The 18,737-nt window shown below is 68.4% G+C and carries 20 protein-coding genes and 1 riboswitch; of the genes, 15 read left to right on the forward strand and 5 right to left on the reverse strand.

Features of this window, described 5'->3' with window-relative positions; all coding sequences use genetic code 11:
* The first annotated feature begins 275 nt into the window (after nucleotides 1-275).
* The 5 genes from AB0F86_RS26055 to AB0F86_RS26075 are packed head-to-tail and all read left to right on the forward strand — an operon-like array spanning nucleotide 276 to nucleotide 5,036.
* Nucleotides 276-1,361: a substrate-binding domain-containing protein gene (locus AB0F86_RS26055; RefSeq protein WP_356987230.1), complete on the forward strand. Its 1,086-nt coding sequence runs from the start codon at nucleotides 276-278 to the stop codon at nucleotides 1,359-1,361.
* Nucleotides 1,361-2,116: an ATP-binding cassette domain-containing protein gene (locus AB0F86_RS26060; RefSeq protein ID WP_067498705.1), complete on the forward strand. Its 756-nt coding sequence runs from the start codon at nucleotides 1,361-1,363 to the stop codon at nucleotides 2,114-2,116. The genes AB0F86_RS26055 and AB0F86_RS26060 overlap by 1 nt, the downstream gene beginning before the upstream one ends.
* A complete protein-coding gene (locus AB0F86_RS26065) occupies nucleotides 2,113-3,354 on the forward strand; it encodes an ABC transporter permease (RefSeq protein WP_181701266.1) in 1,242 nt (413 codons plus the stop codon). Before AB0F86_RS26060 ends, AB0F86_RS26065 begins: the two co-directional genes overlap by 4 nt.
* Before the next feature lie 25 nt (nucleotides 3,355-3,379).
* On the forward strand, nucleotides 3,380-4,597 hold the full coding sequence (locus AB0F86_RS26070; RefSeq protein WP_356987233.1) for an ROK family protein: 1,218 nt from the start codon (nucleotides 3,380-3,382) through the stop codon (nucleotides 4,595-4,597).
* 10 nt (nucleotides 4,598-4,607) lie between these two features.
* Nucleotides 4,608-5,036 carry a nitroreductase family deazaflavin-dependent oxidoreductase gene (locus tag AB0F86_RS26075; protein WP_181701262.1) on the forward strand — a complete coding sequence of 143 codons (429 nt, stop codon included), beginning with the start codon at nucleotides 4,608-4,610 and terminating at the stop codon, nucleotides 5,034-5,036.
* A gap of 4 nt (nucleotides 5,037-5,040) precedes the next feature.
* Here AB0F86_RS26075 and AB0F86_RS26080 read toward each other — a convergent pair whose 3' ends face one another.
* From AB0F86_RS26080 to AB0F86_RS26090, 3 genes are read right to left on the reverse strand one after another with little or no spacing between them, the layout of a single operon-like run.
* Nucleotides 5,041-6,075: an ABC transporter substrate-binding protein gene (locus tag AB0F86_RS26080; protein ID WP_356987234.1), complete on the reverse strand. Its 1,035-nt coding sequence runs from the start codon at nucleotides 6,073-6,075 to the stop codon at nucleotides 5,041-5,043.
* The gene (locus AB0F86_RS26085; protein ID WP_356987236.1) at nucleotides 6,072-6,893 is read right to left on the reverse strand and encodes an ABC transporter ATP-binding protein; all 822 of its coding nucleotides are present in this window, start codon (nucleotides 6,891-6,893) and stop codon (nucleotides 6,072-6,074) included. Before AB0F86_RS26085 ends, AB0F86_RS26080 begins: the two co-directional genes overlap by 4 nt.
* Nucleotides 6,890-7,921: an iron ABC transporter permease gene (locus AB0F86_RS26090; RefSeq protein WP_356987238.1), complete on the reverse strand. Its 1,032-nt coding sequence runs from the start codon at nucleotides 7,919-7,921 to the stop codon at nucleotides 6,890-6,892. Before AB0F86_RS26090 ends, AB0F86_RS26085 begins: the two co-directional genes overlap by 4 nt.
* A gap of 27 nt (nucleotides 7,922-7,948) precedes the next feature.
* A riboswitch (cobalamin riboswitch) is annotated at nucleotides 7,949-8,097 on the reverse strand.
* A gap of 62 nt (nucleotides 8,098-8,159) precedes the next feature.
* Here AB0F86_RS26090 and AB0F86_RS26095 point away from each other — a divergent pair.
* The 5 genes from AB0F86_RS26095 to AB0F86_RS26115 are packed head-to-tail and all read left to right on the forward strand — an operon-like array spanning nucleotide 8,160 to nucleotide 13,428.
* The gene (locus tag AB0F86_RS26095) at nucleotides 8,160-9,251 is read left to right on the forward strand and encodes an ABC transporter substrate-binding protein (protein WP_356987239.1); all 1,092 of its coding nucleotides are present in this window, start codon (nucleotides 8,160-8,162) and stop codon (nucleotides 9,249-9,251) included.
* Nucleotides 9,251-10,111 (forward strand): ABC transporter permease, encoded by an 861-nt coding sequence (locus AB0F86_RS26100; RefSeq protein WP_225282465.1) that lies wholly within the window; start codon nucleotides 9,251-9,253, stop codon nucleotides 10,109-10,111. Before AB0F86_RS26095 ends, AB0F86_RS26100 begins: the two co-directional genes overlap by 1 nt.
* Nucleotides 10,087-10,854, forward strand: a complete 768-nt coding sequence (locus tag AB0F86_RS26105; protein WP_356987240.1) for an ABC transporter ATP-binding protein — start codon at nucleotides 10,087-10,089, stop codon at nucleotides 10,852-10,854. The genes AB0F86_RS26100 and AB0F86_RS26105 overlap by 25 nt, the downstream gene beginning before the upstream one ends.
* Nucleotides 10,848-12,200, forward strand: a complete 1,353-nt coding sequence (locus AB0F86_RS26110) for an LLM class flavin-dependent oxidoreductase (protein ID WP_356987301.1) — start codon at nucleotides 10,848-10,850, stop codon at nucleotides 12,198-12,200. The genes AB0F86_RS26105 and AB0F86_RS26110 overlap by 7 nt, the downstream gene beginning before the upstream one ends.
* 52 nt (nucleotides 12,201-12,252) lie before the next feature.
* Entirely contained in the window at nucleotides 12,253-13,428 is a 1,176-nt protein-coding gene (locus tag AB0F86_RS26115) for an MFS transporter (protein WP_356987303.1), read from the forward strand.
* A 30-nt stretch (nucleotides 13,429-13,458) separates the two neighbouring features.
* Here AB0F86_RS26115 and AB0F86_RS26120 read toward each other — a convergent pair whose 3' ends face one another.
* A complete protein-coding gene (locus tag AB0F86_RS26120) occupies nucleotides 13,459-14,049 on the reverse strand; it encodes a TIGR03086 family metal-binding protein (protein ID WP_356987241.1) in 591 nt (196 codons plus the stop codon).
* A 62-nt stretch (nucleotides 14,050-14,111) separates the two neighbouring features.
* On the opposite strand from AB0F86_RS26120, the gene AB0F86_RS26125 reads away from it, so the two are divergent.
* Both AB0F86_RS26125 and AB0F86_RS26130 read left to right on the forward strand, forming a co-directional pair.
* Nucleotides 14,112-14,870, forward strand: a complete 759-nt coding sequence (locus AB0F86_RS26125; RefSeq protein ID WP_356987243.1) for a helix-turn-helix domain-containing protein — start codon at nucleotides 14,112-14,114, stop codon at nucleotides 14,868-14,870.
* A gap of 45 nt (nucleotides 14,871-14,915) precedes the next feature.
* Nucleotides 14,916-16,052 carry an alpha/beta hydrolase gene (locus AB0F86_RS26130; protein ID WP_181701244.1) on the forward strand — a complete coding sequence of 379 codons (1,137 nt, stop codon included), beginning with the start codon at nucleotides 14,916-14,918 and terminating at the stop codon, nucleotides 16,050-16,052.
* 4 nt (nucleotides 16,053-16,056) lie between these two features.
* Here the strand turns inward: AB0F86_RS26130 and AB0F86_RS26135 are convergent, their stop codons facing one another.
* Nucleotides 16,057-16,641 (reverse strand): TetR/AcrR family transcriptional regulator C-terminal domain-containing protein, encoded by a 585-nt coding sequence (locus AB0F86_RS26135; RefSeq protein ID WP_067498719.1) that lies wholly within the window; start codon nucleotides 16,639-16,641, stop codon nucleotides 16,057-16,059.
* Nucleotides 16,642-16,780: 139 nt separating this feature from the next.
* Here AB0F86_RS26135 and bioB point away from each other — a divergent pair, with 139 nt between their 5' ends.
* From bioB to AB0F86_RS26150, 3 genes are read left to right on the forward strand one after another with little or no spacing between them, the layout of a single operon-like run.
* Entirely contained in the window at nucleotides 16,781-17,794 is a 1,014-nt protein-coding gene (gene bioB / locus AB0F86_RS26140) for a biotin synthase BioB (RefSeq protein WP_181701242.1), read from the forward strand.
* A gap of 60 nt (nucleotides 17,795-17,854) precedes the next feature.
* Nucleotides 17,855-18,064, forward strand: coding sequence for a hypothetical protein (locus AB0F86_RS26145; RefSeq protein WP_067498764.1), 210 nt, complete (start codon nucleotides 17,855-17,857; stop codon nucleotides 18,062-18,064).
* A gap of 8 nt (nucleotides 18,065-18,072) precedes the next feature.
* On the forward strand, nucleotides 18,073-18,714 hold the full coding sequence (locus AB0F86_RS26150) for a DUF2567 domain-containing protein (protein WP_225282470.1): 642 nt from the start codon (nucleotides 18,073-18,075) through the stop codon (nucleotides 18,712-18,714).
* Nucleotides 18,715-18,737 lie beyond the last annotated feature (23 nt).

The following is an 18,737-nucleotide window of genomic DNA, read 5'->3' on the forward strand; positions in this document are numbered from 1 at the left end:
ACTGCACTCGACAGGGTGTGGGAGAGTAGGACACCGCCGGACAATCATTCACGAAAGCCCTCTGACTACGGTCAGGGGGCTTTCGTCGTTTCTGGCCCAGGAACCACCCTCTGAGCTGGGCGTCTACCGCGCTCGTTGCTTGATTGTTATCGCAGACAACAAATCCTTTGCTCAATCCGCTGTGCAATCGGGCGGCCTCGAATAAGTTGTCGAGCACAACATTCGCTCCAGCTCGTCCGCCCAGCGGGCGGTGGTTCCACGAAAGGCCCACCCTCATGCGTCAGGGGATCTTCGGCATCGCGGCCGTCTCGATCGCACTTTTCACCTCGGTCACCGCCTGCGGTGGTGACGACAGCAGCTCCAGCTCCGGCAGCGGCGCCAAGATCGGCGTGATTCTGCCCGACAGCAAGACCTCGGCGCGGTGGGAGACGGCGGATCGCAAGTATCTGCAGCAGGCGTTCGACGAGGCCGGGATCAAGGCCGACATCCAGAACGCGCAGGGCGACAAGAACGCCTTCCAGACCATCGCCGACCAGATGATCACCAACGGCGCCTCGGTCCTGATGATCACCAACCTCGACAGCGGCACCGGCAAGGCCGTGATCCAGAAGGCCAAGGCCCAAGGTGTCACCGTCATCGACTACGACCGGCTCACGCTGGGCGGCGGTGCGCCCTATTACGTCTCGTTCGACAACGTGAAGGTCGGCGAGCTGATGGGCAATGGCCTGGCCAAGTGTCTGACCGACAAGCAGGCTGTGAAGCCGGTCGTCGCGTATCTCAACGGCGGTCCGACCGACAACAACGCCACCTTGTTCAAGAACGGCTACGACGGTGCCCTGGCGCCGAAGTTCGCCGCGGGCGAGCTGGTGAAGGGGCCGGACCAGGCCGTGCCGGAGTGGGACAACACCAAGGCGGGCACCATCTTCGAGCAGATGCTCACCGGCACGCCGAACCTCGGCGGTGTCGTGGCGGCGAACGACGGGCTGGCCAACGCGGCCATCGCGGTGCTGAAGAAGCAGAAGCTGAACGGTCAGGTGCCGGTGACCGGCCAGGACGCGACCGTGCAGGGACTGCAGAACGTGCTCGCCGGCGACCAGTGCATGACCGTCTACAAGGCGATCAAGCTCGAGGCCGCCGCGGGCGCGAAGCTTGCGATCGCGCTGGCCAAAGGGGAGAAGGGTGAGGCGAACAGCACCGTCGATGATCCCGAGTCCAAGACGAAGGTGCCCGCGGTGCTGCTGGAGCCGAAGGCGATCTTCAAGAACAATGTCAATGATGTGGTCGCCGACGGATTCGTCGACAAGACCGAGCTTTGCGCGGGTGAGTTCGCCAAGCTCTGTGCCGACAACGGCGTGCGCTGATGGATACCCCGGTCATCGAATTACGGGGTATCGACAAGAGTTTCGGCCCCGTCCATGTCTTGCACACGGTTGATTTCTCGGTCTATCCAGGCGAAGTGACCGCGCTGGTCGGCGACAACGGCGCCGGCAAATCGACCCTGGTCAAATGCATCGGCGGCACCCATCCGATCGATGCGGGCGAGATCCTGTTCGAGGGCGAACCGGTGCAGATCGGCAACCCGCGCGACGCCGCCGAACTCGGCATCGAGATCGTGTATCAGGACCTTGCGCTCTGCGACAACCTCGACATCGTGCAGAACATGTTTCTCGGCCGCGAACGCAAGCACGGCATCGTGCTCGACGAATACGGCATGGAGGAACTGGCCGGGCGAACCCTGGCCGGGCTGTCGGTGCGGACCGTCAAGTCGGTGCGGCAGAAGGTGGCGAGCCTGTCGGGTGGTCAGCGTCAGACGGTCGCCATCGCCAAAGCGGTGCTGTGGAACAGCAAGGTGGTGATCCTGGACGAACCGACCGCCGCACTCGGCGTCGCCCAGACCCAGCAGGTACTGGAACTGGTGCGCCGCCTGGCGGACAAAGGTCTTGCGGTGGTGCTGATCTCGCACAACATGAACGACGTGTTCGCGGTCTCCGACCGGATCGCGGCGTTGTATCTGGGTCGGATGGCCGCGCAGGTCCGGACGACCGATGTCACTCATTCACAGGTGGTCGAGCTGATCACCTCCGGTCGTAGCGGCAGTCTCGGGGTGAAGGCATGAGCACGACGGTGACGGAGAAGAGCGCGGCCGCGACGGCTCCGGCCAGCGAACTGGTGAGCTCTTACGTCGGGCGGCTGCGCAGTGGGAACATGGGCGCGTTGCCGTCGGTGATCGCGCTCGTGGTGCTGTCGGTGGTTTTCTGGATCGCGCGGCCGGTGTTCATGACGCAGGGCAATATCGCGAATCTGTTCACCCAGGGCGCGGCGATCGCGGTGATCGCCATGGGGTTGATCTTCGTGCTGTTGCTCGGCGAGATCGACCTGTCGGCCGGGTTCACCAGTGGTGTGTGCGCGGCGGTGCTCGCGGTGCTGCTCACCGACAAGGGCTGGCCGTGGTATTCGGCGGTGCTCGTCGCGCTGCTCACCGGTGTGGTGATCGGGCTGGCTATCGGGGCGATCGTGGTGAAGATCGGGGTGCCCTCGTTCGTGGTGACCCTCGCGGCGTTCCTGGCGCTGCAGGGTGTGGCGCTCAAGATCATGGACAACGGGCGCAATATCTCCATCCACGACGAGACGATCCTCGCCATCGCGAACAAGAACGTGCCGCCGCTGCTCGGCTGGGCGATGTACGCGGTGCTGCTTGCCGGGTTCGGGTTCGTGCAGTACCGGAAGCTGCGGGCGCGTACTCAGCTCGGGCTCACCGGCGAGAGTGCGGCGGTGGTGACGCTGCGGATCGCGGCGGTGGCGGTGGTCGCCGGTGTCGCGGTGGCGATCCTCAATGACGAACGCAGCCGCAATCCCGAGGTCAACTCGTTGCAGGGCATGCCGATCGTGGTACCGATCATCGTGGCGTTGCTGCTGCTGTGGACCTTCGTGCTCAACCGCACCTCGTTCGGGCGGCACATCTACGCGGTGGGCGGCAACGTGGAAGCGGCTCGGCGCGCGGGCATTCCGGTCGACCGGATCAAGATCAGTGCCTTCGTGCTCTGCTCGACGATGGCCGCGGTCGGCGGTTTGATCGCCGCGTCGAGAGCCAACTCGGTCGATCCCAACACCGGTGGATCCGATGTGCTGCTGACGGCGGTCGGTGCGGCGGTGATCGGTGGCACCAGCCTGTTCGGTGGTCGCGGCCGCATGCTCGACGCGGTGCTCGGTGCCGCCGTGGTGGCGGTCATCAACAACGGGATGGGCCTGATGGGCTACAGCGCGGGCACGAAATTCGTTGTGACAGGATTTGTTCTGCTGCTCGCGGCGGGGGTGGACGCGCTGTCGCGCAAGCGTTCGCTGCCAGGAAGTTGACCGACGACGGGGAAGGGAGGGCCGGATGAAAGCAGCACCCTCCCCGGACGAGATCCGCCGCCGGAATCTCGCGGTGCTGCTGCGCCACGTCCACGTGAGCGGGCCGTTGTCGCGGGCGGAGCTCGCCGAGCGAATGGGCTTGAACCGCAGCACGATCCTCGCCCTGACCACCGACCTCGCCGCCGCGGGGTTGGTGCGGGAGGAGTTGCCGGGACAGACAGGGAAAGCGGGGCGCCCGTCGCTGGTGGTACGCCCCGAATCCGACCGGGTCTATGTCCTCGCACTGGATGTGGGTGCCGATCGGCTCGCGGTGGCGCGGGTCGGTTTGGGTGGCGCGATTCTCGATCGGTGTGAAATACCTCGTGACACAGGCACGTTCGATCCGGATGAGGTGATCGCCGAACTGGCGAGGATGACGGAATCGATGATGGACGCGGCGCATAAGGGTGCGGTGTGCGTCGGTGTGGGGCTCGCGTTCTGCGGGATGGTGCGCGAGCGCGACGGGGTGGTGCGGTACGGGCCCAATATCGGGTGGGTCGATGTGCCGGTCGGGGCGTTGCTGTCCGAAAGGCTCGGTGTGCCTGTGGCAGTGGGCAACAACGCCAACCTCGGCGCGATCGCCGAACGTGAACGCGGTGTGGGGACGGGAGTGCGCGACCTGATCTACCTGCACGGTGAGGTCGGGATCGGCGGCGGTGTCATCATGGGTGGAGAACTGCTCGGTGGCGAAGGCGGGTACGGCGGCGAGGTCGGGCACATGATCGTGAATCCCGGCGGCCGGGCTTGCCGATGCGGCTCGCGGGGCTGTCTGGAAGCCGAGGCCGGTGAGCTCGCCCTGATCGCGGCGGCCGGTCGCAGCGATCTGACCGGCCGGGCGGCGGTCGCGGCGATCGTCGACGCGGCGGCGCGCGGTGACGCCGATGCCCGCGACGCATTGCACCAGGTGGGGGACTGGCTCGGGTACGGGGTGGCCAACCTCGTCAACGTGTTCAACCCGACCATGGTGGTGTTCGGTGGGGTCCTGCGCGAGATCTACCTGGCCGCCGCAGCGCAGGTGCGCAGCCGGTTGGCGGTCGACGGGCTGCTGGCGGTCCGCGAGCGGGTCCGGTTGCGCACCTCCGCGCTCGCCGACGACGCCCCGCTCGTCGGCGCCGCCGAACTGGCCTTCGCCGAGCTGCTCACCGATCCGTTGCAGACCCTGGCCCGCGCGCAAACGCCTGACCTGCGTGCGAGCACCGAGTAGATTTGCCGATATGCCAAGTGACCTGCAGCTGAAGATCATGAACGGTGTTCACCGTGCCCTGCTCACCGTCACCGGTGGGCGGATCGGCAAGACCGTGATGGGGATGCCGTCGCTCGAACTCACCACGATCGGCCGCAAGTCGGGTCAGCCGCGTTCGGTGATGCTCACGGCTCCTATTCTGGAGGAAGACCGGATCGTCGTCGTCGCCTCGCGCGGCGGCGATCCCACCCATCCCGCCTGGTTCCTCAACCTGCGCGACAACCCCGAGGTCGAGGTGGCCGTACAGAGCGGTCCGCGCACGCCGATGATCGCCCGCGTGGCGACGGAAGCCGAACGGGCAGACCTGTGGCCGCAGGTCGTCGCGACGTACAAGGGATACGGCGACTACCAGACCAAGACCACCCGCGAGATCCCGCTGGTCCTGCTCACCCCGCGCTGACCGGTCAGCGAACCGCGTCGTCGGCGCGTGGGACCACGGTCGAGGCGGGCACCAGGTTCCAGGCCTCCAATTGCTTGCGGATCTGCTCGGCGGCGTCGATGTTGAGCGGTCCGCTCGTCCACAGGGCGTAGGGCAGGTTGAAGAAGCGACTCTGCCGCACCGCACGCAGGTTGTCGATGCCGGGCTTGCCGCGCAGCAGGTCGACCTTCTGCGCGTAGGTCTGGCCGGGGTAGTCGACGAACATGATGGCGTCGGGGTCGGCGGCGGCCAGGCGCTCCCAGGAGACCTTGGTCCAGGTGTCGGCGACGTCGTGGAGGATGTTGCGGGCGCCCGCCGCCTCCAGGATCGCCTGAGGCGCACCGAATTTCCCGCTCGAGTAGATGGTGTCGGTGCCGCTGTCGAAGAGGAAGACGGTGGGAGCCTTCGCCGGTTTCGGAGCGGCCGCCAGGGCCGCCAGCCTGGTGTCGAGATCGGCGGTGACTTCGCTCGCGCGGGCGGTGCGGCCGGTGATGACACCGAGATCGGTGAGGTCGGTACGCAACGCCGTCCACGGCTCGACGGTGCCGCGTGCGGCGCCCCCGTCGGCCTGGCGACAACTCTCGGTGAGTACGTAGGCGGCGATGCCGTCCTTGCGCAAGGAGGCGGGGGTGAGGTTGCTCGCCTCGTCGTAGCCGTAGCTCCAACCGGCGAGCATCACGTCGGGGCGTTGGGCGAGAACCGTTTCGCGCGAAGGGTATTCGGGGGCGACATCGTTGAGGCCGTCGACGACCTCGGCACCGTAGTGGGTGCGCAGTGTGGCCGCGTCACGTTTGACGCTGGAGACCGCCGCCACCTGATCCTGGGCACCCAGTGCCAGCACCATGGAGATGAGATTGCCGTCGTTGACGAACATGCGCTGCGCGGGTGCCGGAAAACGGGTCTCCACACCGCAATTGCGCACCGTCACGGCGGTCGCGGATTCGGCGGACGTTCCGGCGCACGCCGCGAGTACGGCGGCGAGTGCGGTGGTGGCCAGGATACGGCCGAGGTTCGTGTTCATCGTCGTGCCTCTCGCGGGGTGATCAACAGGTGGTCCTCGCCGGTGACCGGATGCCGGACGCGGTTGGCGTCGACACCGAACACCTCGGCGACGACGGCGGGGGAGAGCGCGTCGGCTGGTGGCGCGGGTGGGTACGCAGAACCCTTGTGTAGCACGATGATCCGATCGCAATAGCGGTCCGCCAGCGAAAGGTCGTGCAGAGCGGCCACCACCGTGCGGCGCAGACCGCGGACCAGGGTGAGCAATTCGAGCTGATGGGTGACATCGAGATGGTTGGTCGGCTCGTCGAGCAGCAGGACGGGGGTGTTCTGGACGAGTGCACGGGCCAGCAGGACCCGTTGACGTTCGCCACCGGAGAGCCGGCGCACCGGTCGTCCGGCGAAGCCGTGCAGGTCGACCGACGCCAAAGCCTGTGTCACCCGCTGTTGTTCGCGTGGTGCCTCCAGACCCCACGGCGGCAGGTATGGGGTGAGCCCCAGCGCCACGACCTCACCGACCAGCATGTCGTCGGGTGGTATCTCGTCCTGGGCGACCAGCGCGACGGTCGCGGCGCGGCGGCGGGGCCGCAGATCGTGCAGGACCTGGTCGTCGACGAGTACCCGGCCGGAACGGGGTCGGTGCACACCGGACAAGGTGCGCAGCAGCGTGGTTTTGCCGCTGCCGTTGGGGCCGACGAAGCCGACGGTCTCACCCGGCTCGATCGTGAAGTCCACCTCCGCGAGAACAGTGCGCCGGCCGATGGCGCAGGCGAGCTCGCGCGCATGGAGTCTGCCGTGTTCGAGAGGCGGCGGCTCGGGGGCCGGTTCGTGGGAACTCATGAGGTGCCGAATCGGTAGCGGCGTCTGCCCATCAGCAGAAGGAACGTGGGGGCGCCGATGAGGCCGGTGAGGACACCGACCGGAATCTCGGTGGGGCGCACCAGCACCCGGGTGGCGGCATCGGCGACGACGAGGAACAGCGCCCCGCACAGCGCGCAGGCGGGCAACAGATCGCGATGCCGTGGGCCGACGATCATGCGCGCGGCATGCGGCACGACCAAGCCGACGAAACCGATCCCACCCGACACCGCGACCAGCACACCGACGAGCACGGCGAGCAGCACGAACAGCCCGATCCGCAGGCCGGTCACCGGAACCCCGAGCGAGGAGGCGGTGTCGGCGCCGAGGGTGAGGGCGTCGAGCCAGCCCGCGATCGCGACCAGGATCGTGGCACAGAGCGCGACGACGGTCAGTGGGAGGGCCAGGGTCGGCCAATCGGCGCCCGCGAGGCTGCCGAGCAACCAGAACAGCACCGATTCGGCGGCGGCGGGATCGGTGCTGCGGAACACCAGGTAGCTGCTGCAGGCGGCGAAGGCCGAGCCGAGCACGGTACCGGTGAGCACCAGCCGCAACGGGGTGAGCCCGCCCTGCGCCAGGGCGATGAGGAAGACGAGGGTCGCCGCACCGAAAGCGCCGGCCAGCGCGCCGCCGGACAGCGCCCACATGCCGGCACCCGCGAACAGGCCGGAGGTGATGACGGCCGCCGCGCCGACGGCCGCGCCGGAGGAGACGCCGAGCAGGTAGGGGTCGGCGAGCGGGTTGCGAACCAGGGTCTGCATCGCGGCGCCCGCCACCGCGAGACCGGCACCGACCACGGCGGCGAGGATGGTGCGCGGGACGCGCAGCTGCCAGACGATGGTGTCGATACCGGGGTCGGTGGGGGTGGTTCCGGTGAGCCGGGCGCCGAGGGTGTCGAGTACCGCGCGCACGGGAACGGTCTCCGCGCCGAAGCCGGTGGCGGCGATCATGGCGACCAGCAGCAGCACCGCGAGCACGGGTAGTGCGAGCGAGATCCGTGCACGGATCATCGCGGGTTCTCCAGAGGCAAGGCGCGGCCCTTTCAGAGGGTGCCCGGCGAGGGAGGTCTGACTTTCGCCGTGAGGCGATCACAGTGGCGCGACCGTCCCGGAATTGCACCGGATTCCCGCACCCACCGGGGATGACCCACCGACTGTAGCGCGGCACCGGGTGCCGGCACAGCGCCGGGTTCGGCTCACGGTAAGGCAAAGGGTGTTCGCCGGTTTGTCCGGTTGCTTGAATCCGGGTATGTACCGACCGAACACCTCTGCGCACGGCCTGCGTGGCCGCGTCACCGCCGCGTTCCTCGCGGTGGCCACCGCCGCGACTCTCGGCCTGACCGGATGCGCGGGCGGTGACGACAAGCCGCTCGGCACCCCCGACGCGCCGCTGCCCACCGAGGTTCCGCCGGGCACCACCCTCGTGGTCGCCGACCAGCAGGAGCGGTTGCAGAACGCGCTTCGGCTCTCGGGCGAGCTGGACAAGCTGCCGTTCAAGATCGAGTTCGCGAACTTCGTCGGCGGGCCCGCGATCCTGGAGGCCTTCCGGGCCGGCGCGGCCGATGTGGGCCAGGTCGGTGACGTACCGCCGATCCACGCACTCGCGGCGGGGCAGGACGTACCGATCGTCGGCTCCTACCAGACCAACCCGCAGGCGCTGAAACTCGCTGTCGCTCCGGGTTTGTCGATCACGAAGCTCACGGACCTGAAGGGGCGCAATATCGCCTACGCCGAGGGCACCGCCCAGCAGGCGGCGGTGTTGAAAGCGCTGAGCAAGGCGGGTCTGAAAACCGGTGACGTGCAACTGATCCGGTTGCAGCTCGCGGAGTTCCTCGACGCGGTGCGCACCGGGCAGGTCGATGTGGCGCCGCTGATCGAACCGAATGTGACCAGGTTGCTGCGCACTCCCGGCACGTCGCTGATTCCGGATTCGGAGACGAGCGGCATCTACAGCGGGCTCGCCTATGTGTACGCGCGGCGCGCCGTGGTGCAGGATCCGGCGAAAGCGGCCGCGACCCGGGCCCTGGTCGGCGCGTTCGTGCGGGCCTGGCACTGGACCAACACCCACAGCGCGGAATGGGCCGACGCCTATTACGTGCGCAACCAGAAGGTGAGCCCAGACGACGCGCGGCGGATCGTGGAATCGCTCGGCACCTATACATTCCCGCACCTGGACCAGCAGCTGGTCGCGCGTCAGCAGAGCACGATCGACGCGATCGACGCCGCCGGTGAATTGCCGAAGAAGATCACCGCCGCAGACGGTTTCGACCTGCGGTTCGACGCGGCGGTCACCGAAGCCGTCACCGCCAGCGGCGCAGCCTTCGCCCCGGCGGTGAGCTGATGGCGACCCTCGAAGCCGGTGTGCTGCGGCGCGTGCGCGCACACCGGACCGGCGAACCCGAATTGGCTCCGCGCGGACGCGGGAAGCGAAGGCTCGGCCCCGGCAAGCCCATCCCGTTCGGTTTCGCGCTCGGTCCGGCGCTGCTCGTCGGCGCCTGGGTCGCCGGATCGGCCACTGGTGCACTGGATCCCGAGACCCTGCCCGCGCCGTGGACGGTCGCGCGGACGGCGGGGGAGCTGATCGCGGACGGGCGACTGCAGTCCAATCTGCTCACCTCGCTGCAACGCGCGGCGATCGGGCTGGTGCTCGGTGTGGTGATCGGGGTGGTGCTGGCACTGATCGCCGGGTTGAGCCGAATCGGGGAGGCGCTGGTCGACGGCCCCGTACAGATCAAGCGCGCCATTCCGACGTTGGCGCTGATCCCGCTGTTCATCGTGTGGTTCGGGATCGGCGAGGAGATGAAGCTGATCGTCATCACGACCAGCGTGCTGATCCCGATCTACCTCAATACCCACGCGTACCTGCGCGGTGTGGACGCGCGCTATGTGGAGCTGGCCGAGACGGTCGGGCTGTCGCGGTGGGGATTCCTGCGCCGCGTCGCACTGCCCGGGTCGCTGCCCGGCTTCTTCCTCGGGCTGCGGCTCGCGGTCACCATTTCGTGGCTGGCGCTGGTTGTCGTCGAACAGGTGAACGCGACCAGCGGCATCGGATACCTGATGACCCAGGCGCGCACCTATGGGCAGATCGACGTGATCGTCGTCGGCCTGGTGATCTACGGACTTCTCGGACTCTTCGGCGACCTCGCCGTGCGGACAACAGAACGGAAGGTGCTGGCATGGCGACAGACGTTGGGCGACTGATCGAGCACGACGACCGCGCGGTGGTGCGGACCAGGGGCCTCACTCGCGGCTTCGGGCAGCGCGTCATATTGCGGGGTATAGATATTGCGATCCGTCGCGGAGAATTCGTGGCGTTGCTGGGGCGCAGCGGGTCGGGTAAGAGCACACTGTTGCGCGCCCTGGCCGAACTCGACGGGCAGGTACCGGGCTCCGGAGAGCTCACCGTTCCCGGACGGCGCGCGGTGGTGTTCCAGGATTCGCGGCTGCTGCCCTGGGCGCGGGTGCTCGACAACGTGGTGCTCGGACTCACCGGCCGCGACGCCGCCGAGCGTGGGCGGTCCGCGCTGGCCGAGGTGGGCCTCGGTGGACGTGAGAAAGCTTGGCCCCGTGAACTTTCCGGCGGTGAACAGCAGCGGGTGGCGCTGGCCCGATCGCTGGTGCGTGAGCCCGAACTGTTGCTGGCCGACGAACCGTTCGGCGCGCTCGACGCCCTCACCAGGATCCGCATGCACACGCTGCTGCAGGCGCTGTGCGCACGACACCAGCCCGCTGTGTTGCTGGTGACCCATGACGTGGACGAGGCACTGCTGCTGGCCGACCGGGTACTGGTCCTCGACGAGGGTCGCATCGCCATCGATCAGCGCATCGACATCGCCCGACCGCGCAGGCACGCCCACCCCGAATTCATCCGGTTGCGCGAGGTGCTGCTGGCCGGGCTCGGCGTGGACACCACCGACCTCGAGACAGTGAAGCAGGCATCGTGAACGCACCACGGCAATTGAGTCTGAACGCCTTCATCTACCCGTCCGGTCATCACGAGGCCGCGTGGCGGCATCCCGACAGCCGACCGGACCGCATCTACGACGTGACCTACTACCAGGAGATCGGGCGCACCGCGGAGGCGGCGAAGCTGGACGCGGTGTTCTTCGCCGACGGACCCGCCCTGCGCACCGATGTGCGCCACAATGCCGCGCCGGGGCTCGAACCGATCACGCTGCTCACCGCGATCGCGTCCGCCACCACGCATCTGGGGCTCATCGCGACGGCGTCGACCACGTACTACGAGCCGTACAACCTCGCGCGGCTGTTCTCCTCGCTCGACCACATCTCGGGTGGTCGCGCGGGCTGGAACATCGTCACCACCGGAACCGACGTGGCGGCAGCCAATTTCGGTCTAGACCGGCATCCCGACCATCGGGAGCGGTATGCCAGGGCACGTGAATTCGTCGACGCGGTGGTCGCGCTGTGGGACAGCTGGGAGGACGACGCGATCGTGCTCGACCGGGCGGCGGGCATCTACGCCGACGCGGACAAGATCCATCCGATCGATTTCGTCGGTGAATACCTGCGTGTGCGTGGACCTTTCAACTCGGCACGGACACCACAGGGGCGGCCCGTGCTGGTGCAGGCCGGTGCCTCCAACGAGGGCCGCGCATTCGCCGGCCGGTACGCCGAGGCGATTTTCACGGCGCACCAGCGCCTTTCGGATGCCCAGGCCTTCTACGCCGACATCAAGGCCAAGGCCGCCGAGTACGGGCGCGACGCCGAGGAGGTGCGGATCCTGCCGGGCATCAGCCCGTTCATCGCCGACACCGAGTCCGCCGCGCGGCGGCTGGAGCGTGAGTTCAACGAGCTCACCGTGCCGGAATACGGGTTGAAGCAACTGGAATCGATCACCGGGACGTCGCTGCGCGGGTACCCGCTCGACGAGGTGGTGCCGGTGGAGGTCTTCGCCGGGGCGGGCGATGTCACCGACAACGCCCGCAGCAGGCTGCAGGTGGTGGCCGGAATCGTCGAGCGCGAACGACCGACGCTGCGCGGCCTGCTGCACCGGCTGGCCGGTGCGCGTGGGCACCGGGTGATCGCCGGAACCCCCGAGCAGATCGCCGACACCATCGAGGAATGGTTCACCCACGGCGCGGCCGACGGATTCAATGTGATGCCGCCTTGGTACCCCGGCGGACTCGAGGTGTTCACCTCGACGGTGGTGCCGATCCTGCAGGAGCGCGGCCTGTTCCGCACCGAGTACTCGGGAACGACGTTGCGCGACCACTTCGGTCTTGCCCGCCCCGCGAGCCGATTCGCACCCGAACCGGTGAGTGTCGGATGAGCGACGAAAGTTGTTGTCCGGCTCGTAGCAGTGGTTCGGTTGCCGGGTGGTGATGCTCGACGATTCTCCCGTTCGGCTGCGCACGCTTGTCCTGCCGGTCTTCGCGCCGATGGTGTTGTACGGAGTCGGGACCGGTGCCGCGGCGCCGATGTACGCGCTGCGGGCGCTCGATCTCGGTGCCTCGGCGGGCGCGGCCGGGTTGATCGTCGCGTTGAGCGGGCTCGGCATGGTTCTCACGGATCTGCCCGCCGGACGGATCGTCGCGCGGATCGGGGAGCGGGCCGCGATCGGTTTCGGCAGCGGGCTCGGTCTGATCGGTGTGCTCGCGGCGATCCTCGCACCGAATCTCGGTGTGCTTGCGGTGGGTCTGCTGCTCATCGGCGCGGCGGGCGCGGTGTGGGGGCTGGCGCGACAGACCTATCTGGTTTCGGTGGTCGCACCGGAACAGCGTGGGCGGGCCATGTCGACGTTGGCCGGTGCGCACCGGTTGGGCTTCTTCTGCGGGCCGTTCCTCGGTGCGGCACTGGTGCACGGGTTCGGGCCGATCGGGGCACTGTGGTTGCAGTTGGTGACCACCGTGGTGGCGGCCGCGGCGATGCTGACGATCGGGTCGGGTGCGCCGGACGAGCCGTCGTTGCGGCCGCTGCACACGGTGGTCTCCGAAAACCGCAGGGCACTCGGCACTCTCGGCCTCGCGGCGGTCGCGGTCGGGGCGGCGCGCGCGTCGCGATCGGCGCTGCTGCCGCTGTGGGCGGTGCATCTCGGTATCGATGCCGCGACGACGAGTCTGCTGTTCGGGCTGGCGGGCGCGATCGACGTACTCATGTCCTACCCGGCCGGGGTGTGGCTGGACCGAGCGGGCAGCCGCGTCACCGGCCTCGCCTGCGGAATCTGCTTCGCCGCCGGTTACGCGGCACTGCCTTTCACCTATTCGGTGCTCACCATGGGCGCGGCCACCATGCTGCTGGGCCTGGCGAACGGACTGAGCAACGGTCTCATCATGACCGTCGGGGCGTTCGCCGCCCCGCCGGACCGGCGCGCCGAATTCCTCGGCGCTTGGCGGCTGACACACGACGCCGGGATGTTCGCGGGGCCGGTCGCGGTCGGGGTGGTCGGCGCCTTCGCTGGACTGTCCGCCGCCGGTGGGCTACTCGCGGTCACCCTCGGGCTCGGGTCGGTCGCGATGTACCGGTGGTTTCCCGGGCCGATTTCGCGTACCGGTGGCTGACCGGGAAACCCTGCGGCTCGAGGCTGTCGGCTATCGAGCCGGTGGCTGCCACCCGGGATCGCGACCGGTGACACCGAGGACGCGGTCGATCAGCGGGGCATCGGGGGAGACCGGCACTTCGGGCCCGTAGATTCCCATGCCGCGTCCTTGCTCGGCGGTGGCGGCGGTTTCGGCGTAGACGTCCGCGAGGAGATCGTCGTCCCACGACACCGGCGTGCCGAGCGCTCGGGACAGGTCCCAGCCGTGCACGATCAGCTCGCCGACGACCATCCCGCCGATCATCGCGGCGGGCAGTTCCGTCGGGCCACCCATGTGGGTGACGCCCTCCCACGCCGCGGGGTCACGCCAGATGGTGGCGAGTTCGTCGAGCTGTGTTTCGAGGGCGGCCGCCCATTCTCCGGTGACCAGGTCGACGTCGGATTCGGCAGCGGCAGGCGGCGAAACACTTTCCTTACGGCCCGCTCCGATCAGCGACGGCCCCCAGAACAACAGGTGATTGAGCAGAGCACGCACATCGAACTCGGTACACGGTGTCGGCGCGGTCAGCTGATCCGGTGTGACAGTACGGATGATCTTCGTCAACGGCACCGCAGCGCGGGCCACACGTTCGTTCTCGGACATACGGCGAGCCAACCACCGGCCGCCCACCCGTGTCTTGAACAAACGCGACATACACTCCCGGCGTGCAACGCGACCCACGGGAACTCGGCGGTGCGTGGCGGACCTCGCAACGCCACACGTTCACCGAGCCGCCCGCCGAGCTGGCGGGATACGTGGAACGGTTCTGGGCAGTCGCCTGGAATTACGACCTGCCCTACCGCCAGGTGGTCGTACCGCTGCCCAATGTCCACCTCACCTGTCGGGACGGACGCGCCGAACTGCACGGCCCGTCGTCCTCGCACGTGTATCGAGAGCTCGCCGGCATCGGCTGCGTGTTCGGGGTCGCCTTCCGGCCGGGGATGTTCCGGCCGTTCCTCGGCGCATCCGTCGCGTCGTTGCGCGACCGGACGATCGACGCCACAACAGTTTTCGGACCCAGCGTGACAAGTCTCACGGATCCCGCAGCGGCCTGCCGCTTCCTCGAAGCCCGGCTGCCCGCGCCTGATTCCCGCGCCGAACTCGCGGCACGCGTGGTGGCCGGGATCGCCGCCGACCCCACCGTGACCAGGGTCGACGAGGTGGCGGATCGGTTCGGGACCACGGTGCGCGGGCTGCAGCGGCTGTTCGCGGAGTACGTCGGAATCGGTCCGAAATGGGTGATTCGGCGCTATCGGCTGCGGGAGATCACCGAGCGCCTCGAGTCCGGGGACGAGGTCGACTGGGCGGGGCTGGCCGCCGACCTCGGATACGCCGACCAAGCCCACCTCAGCCGGGATTTCCGCACCGTTTTCGGGGAGCCACCGACGGGTTACGCGCAGCGGTACGACGGTTTCGGCGGCTGACGATCGTCGGGCCGGGGCTGCGGCGGGCGCCCCTACAGTGGAGATATGTCGACGTTCGAGCGGCATCCGTCCACCGTCGCGGACTACGACGACGCGCGACGGCGGGCACGGCTGCGTGAAACCCGGATAGGTACCCGGCGCTGGGGGCGCGCCCGGCTGATGGCGATGCGAACGGTCGGGGTGGTCCTCGTCGGGCTCATCGCGTTCGCCCAGTACTGGAAGTACGACGTGATGCCCGAGCGGGCCCGGCTCGAACAGACCGCACCCGACCTGCTGCCGGTGTCGTTGCCCGCCGACTCCCGGGATTGGGACACCGCGGTGGTCGATCTGGTCGGTCTCGGTGGGGTGAACGCCGTCCCGACCGCGTCGGCCCTGCCCGTGCTGAACCAGCTCGGTGTGGTGTGGGCGGTGCGGTACGACGACGCCGGTATCGATACCAAGGTCATCGCCGACATGATCGTGCGCGCCGCCCGCTACGGCGCCGTGCGCAATATCGTGCTCGTGGGGCACAGCATGGGCGGGGTGGTCGCGCTCGAGGTGGCCCGCCACATCCATCTGGGCAGCGACCGGCGATTGGTCGGGGTGGTTCTCGACTGCACCCCGATCGACCTCCACGCTGTTCGCCCCGAAAGCCGCAGTCGTGGAGCGGAACTGCTGCGCTGGACCGGCTGGCTGCCGGGTGCGCGGGAGAGCAGGCTGCTGCGCTTCACCGTCGAAACGGCCGCCAGGCGCGAACGTTTCACCGTGCCCGGTGCCCCGCTGCCCGGAATCGACTTCGGTGAACTGCGCGAGGTGGCCGAAGAAGTGTTGCGCGACAAGATCTTCTCCGAGAACGCGGCGAGCAACGGCCTGATCGAATCGCAGTTCCTGGCCATCGTCGCGGGCGGTGGCGCCGCCGATCTGCGGGCGCTGGCTCGCCCCAACCCTGACCGTGAACGTCCGGCCATCGTGTTCATCCGCCCCCGCGACGCCGCTCGCGACGACGTAGTCGACGTCGAGTCCTCGCATCGGGTGCTCACCGAGCACGCGGGCGGGCCCGGCGGCAACTTGCTCGTGGTGCGGGCGAACGGAACCGGTCACGCGAACCCGATCCAGCGTCCGCGCGAATACAACGCCGCGCTCGAGTCGCAGGTGCTGCCGTTCCTGTTCCGCTATCAGCAGGCGGTCCGCGACCGCCGCTGAGGAATCAGCGAACCCGGGAACCGAGGATGGTGCGCACCCCGGCGATGAACAACTGCAGGCCGAAGTCGAATCGTGCGGTGGCGTCCGGTGTCTCGAACAGGGGAGTGTTGTCGGCGGGCAGGGCGCCGACCGAGTCCATCTGCATGCGCGACTGTTCGTCGACGGTCTGGCCGAGTACGTAGTAGAGCAGGGTGTAGGCCGTGAGTTCGGCTTCCTCCCTCGTCATGCCTGCCCGGATCACGATGCCCGCCAGTCGTTCTCGCGCCTTGCTCGTGGTCAACCGCGACGCGTAGGTCGCCGAGACCAGTTCGGCACCGTCACGGTAGGCGAGCAGGCAGTCGCGCAACCGATGCGCGAGCTCGGTGAGCTGCTCGGGCCACTCGGTGGCGGCGATCGGCTCGTCCATGGGTGCGAGGATCCGGTCGGCCACCGCACCGAGCAGCGACTGCTTGTCCTTGACGTGCCAGTACAGCGCTCCCGGCTGCACCTGCAGCGACCCGGCCAACCTGCGCATCGTCAGATCGGCCAGCCCGTACTGATCCAGAATCGTCACCGCGGCATCGACCACGTCCGTCTTCCGCAGCTGCACAGGTGTCCTTCCGCCGATTCGCGACCCGAGTGTCGTGACTCACTACTTCCCGCTACCCTATCCTGAACACCGTTCAAGTTGCACGGCCACCACCATCACCAGCGGCGCGTGCACGCCCCCGACGAAGGGACATCACGTCGTGACGCAGGCACCCGTCCGTACCGACATTCTCGCCATCGCCCGTGAGCAGGTGCTCGAGCGCGGCGTCGGCCTCACCGAGGAACAGACCGTCGAGGTGCTGCGCCTGGGCGACGACCAGCTCGAAGCGCTGCTCGAGCTGGCCCACGAGGTCCGCATGAAGTGGTGTGGGCCCGAGGTCGAGGTCGAGGGCATCATCAGCCTCAAGACCGGCGGCTGCCCCGAGGACTGCCACTTCTGCTCGCAGTCGGGCCTGTTCCAGTCGCCCGTGCGCGCCGCCTGGCTCGACATCCCCAGCCTCGTCGAGGCCGCCAAGCAGACCGCCAAGACCGGCGCCACCGAGTTCTGCATCGTCGCCGCCGTGCGAGGCCCCGACGAGCGGCTGATGGCACAGGTCGCCGCCGGTGTGGAGGCGATCCGCAACGAGGTCGACATCCAGGTGGCCTGCTCGCTCGGCATGCTCAACCAGGAGCAGGTCGACCAGCTCGCCGCCATGGGCGTGCACCGCTACAACCACAACCTCGAGACCGCCAAGTCGCACTTCCCGAAGGTCGTCACCACCCACACCTACGAGGAGCGCTGGGACACCCTGCGCATGGTGCGCGAAGCAGGCATGGAGGTGTGCTGCGGTGGCATCCTCGGCATGGGCGAGAGCATCGAGCAGCGCGCCGAATTCGCCGCCCAGCTCGCCTCCCTCGAACCCGACGAGGTGCCGCTGAACTTCCTCAACCCCCGCCCCGGCACCCCCTTCGGCGACCTCGAGGTGCTGCCCGCCGCCGACGCGCTGCGCGCCATCGCCGCGTTCCGGCTCGCGCTGCCGCGCACCATCCTGCGGTTCGCGGGCGGTCGCGAGATCACCCTCGGCGACCTCGGCGCCAAGCAGGGCATGCTCGGCGGCATCAACGCGGTGATCGTCGGCAACTACCTGACCACCCTCGGCCGCCCCGCCGAATCCGACCTCGACCTGCTCGGCGAACTGAAGATGCCGATCAAGGCGCTCAACGAAACGCTGTAAATCGCTGTGTACGATCGGGAATCGACCAGGGCCGACACGGCGACCGAGGAGGTGACCGCCATGGACGAACGCTACAACCCGTTCACGGGCAAGCGGATCGTGCCAGGGCTCGACGACGCGATGCCCGCGGCCGCCGCGCTCGGGCTGGAACCGCCACGGTTCTGTGAGCAGTGCGGGCGCCGGATGGTGGTGCAGATCAGCCCCGACGGCTGGTGGGCCAAGTGCTCGCGGCACGGCGTCACCGAATCGGCCCAGCTGGAACGCCGGTAGTGGACGCGGTGAGCGAGCCACGGCCGCAGGTGCTGCGCCGCGAGGTGATCGGCGTCGGTGCCGTGATCGTCGCGGTTCTCGCGGTGAGTGCCGCCGCCGGTGTGGTGTGGGGTCTGCTCGCGCCGACCGAACGGTTGCGGGTGACCCAGCCCGGCCGGGCCGCGGTGCTCACCGGAGAGAGCATGCATCTGTTCGACGCCGTCGGCATGTTCCTGTGTATCGGTGCGGCGGTGGCGGTGCTCACCACGATCGCCGCCTGGCGGGTACGGATCGTGCGTGGGCCCGCGCTCGTGCTCGGACTGCTGTTCGCCTCGGCGCTCGGTGCGGCGATCATGATGTGGATGGGGGAATGGGTTGCGGGCCTGCGGTATCCGCGTCCCGATGACCCGCCCGTCGGTCAGATCATCGCCCTGCCCGCCGAAATCGGTACGGACATGGCGCTGCTCGTGCAACCGTTCCTCGCCGCGCTCGTGCTGCTGTTCCTCGCCGCCCTGCATCCCGCCGCCGACCTCGGGTCGGGAGCGGCGGGGCTGCTTGGCGATCTGCGACCCGCCGATTTCGACGACGACGAGGACTATCGCCTGCCCTACGGAGCCGAACAGTATCGGCCCAGCGGCGATTTCGACCCGAGTTCGCAACCTCGCGGCTGAGCCTCCCCACCGCGCTACCATCG

Origin of the sequence: Nocardia sp. NPDC023733, assembly GCF_040639775.1 — a bacterium.
Lineage (GTDB): Bacteria > Actinomycetota > Actinomycetes > Mycobacteriales > Mycobacteriaceae > Nocardia > Nocardia rosealba.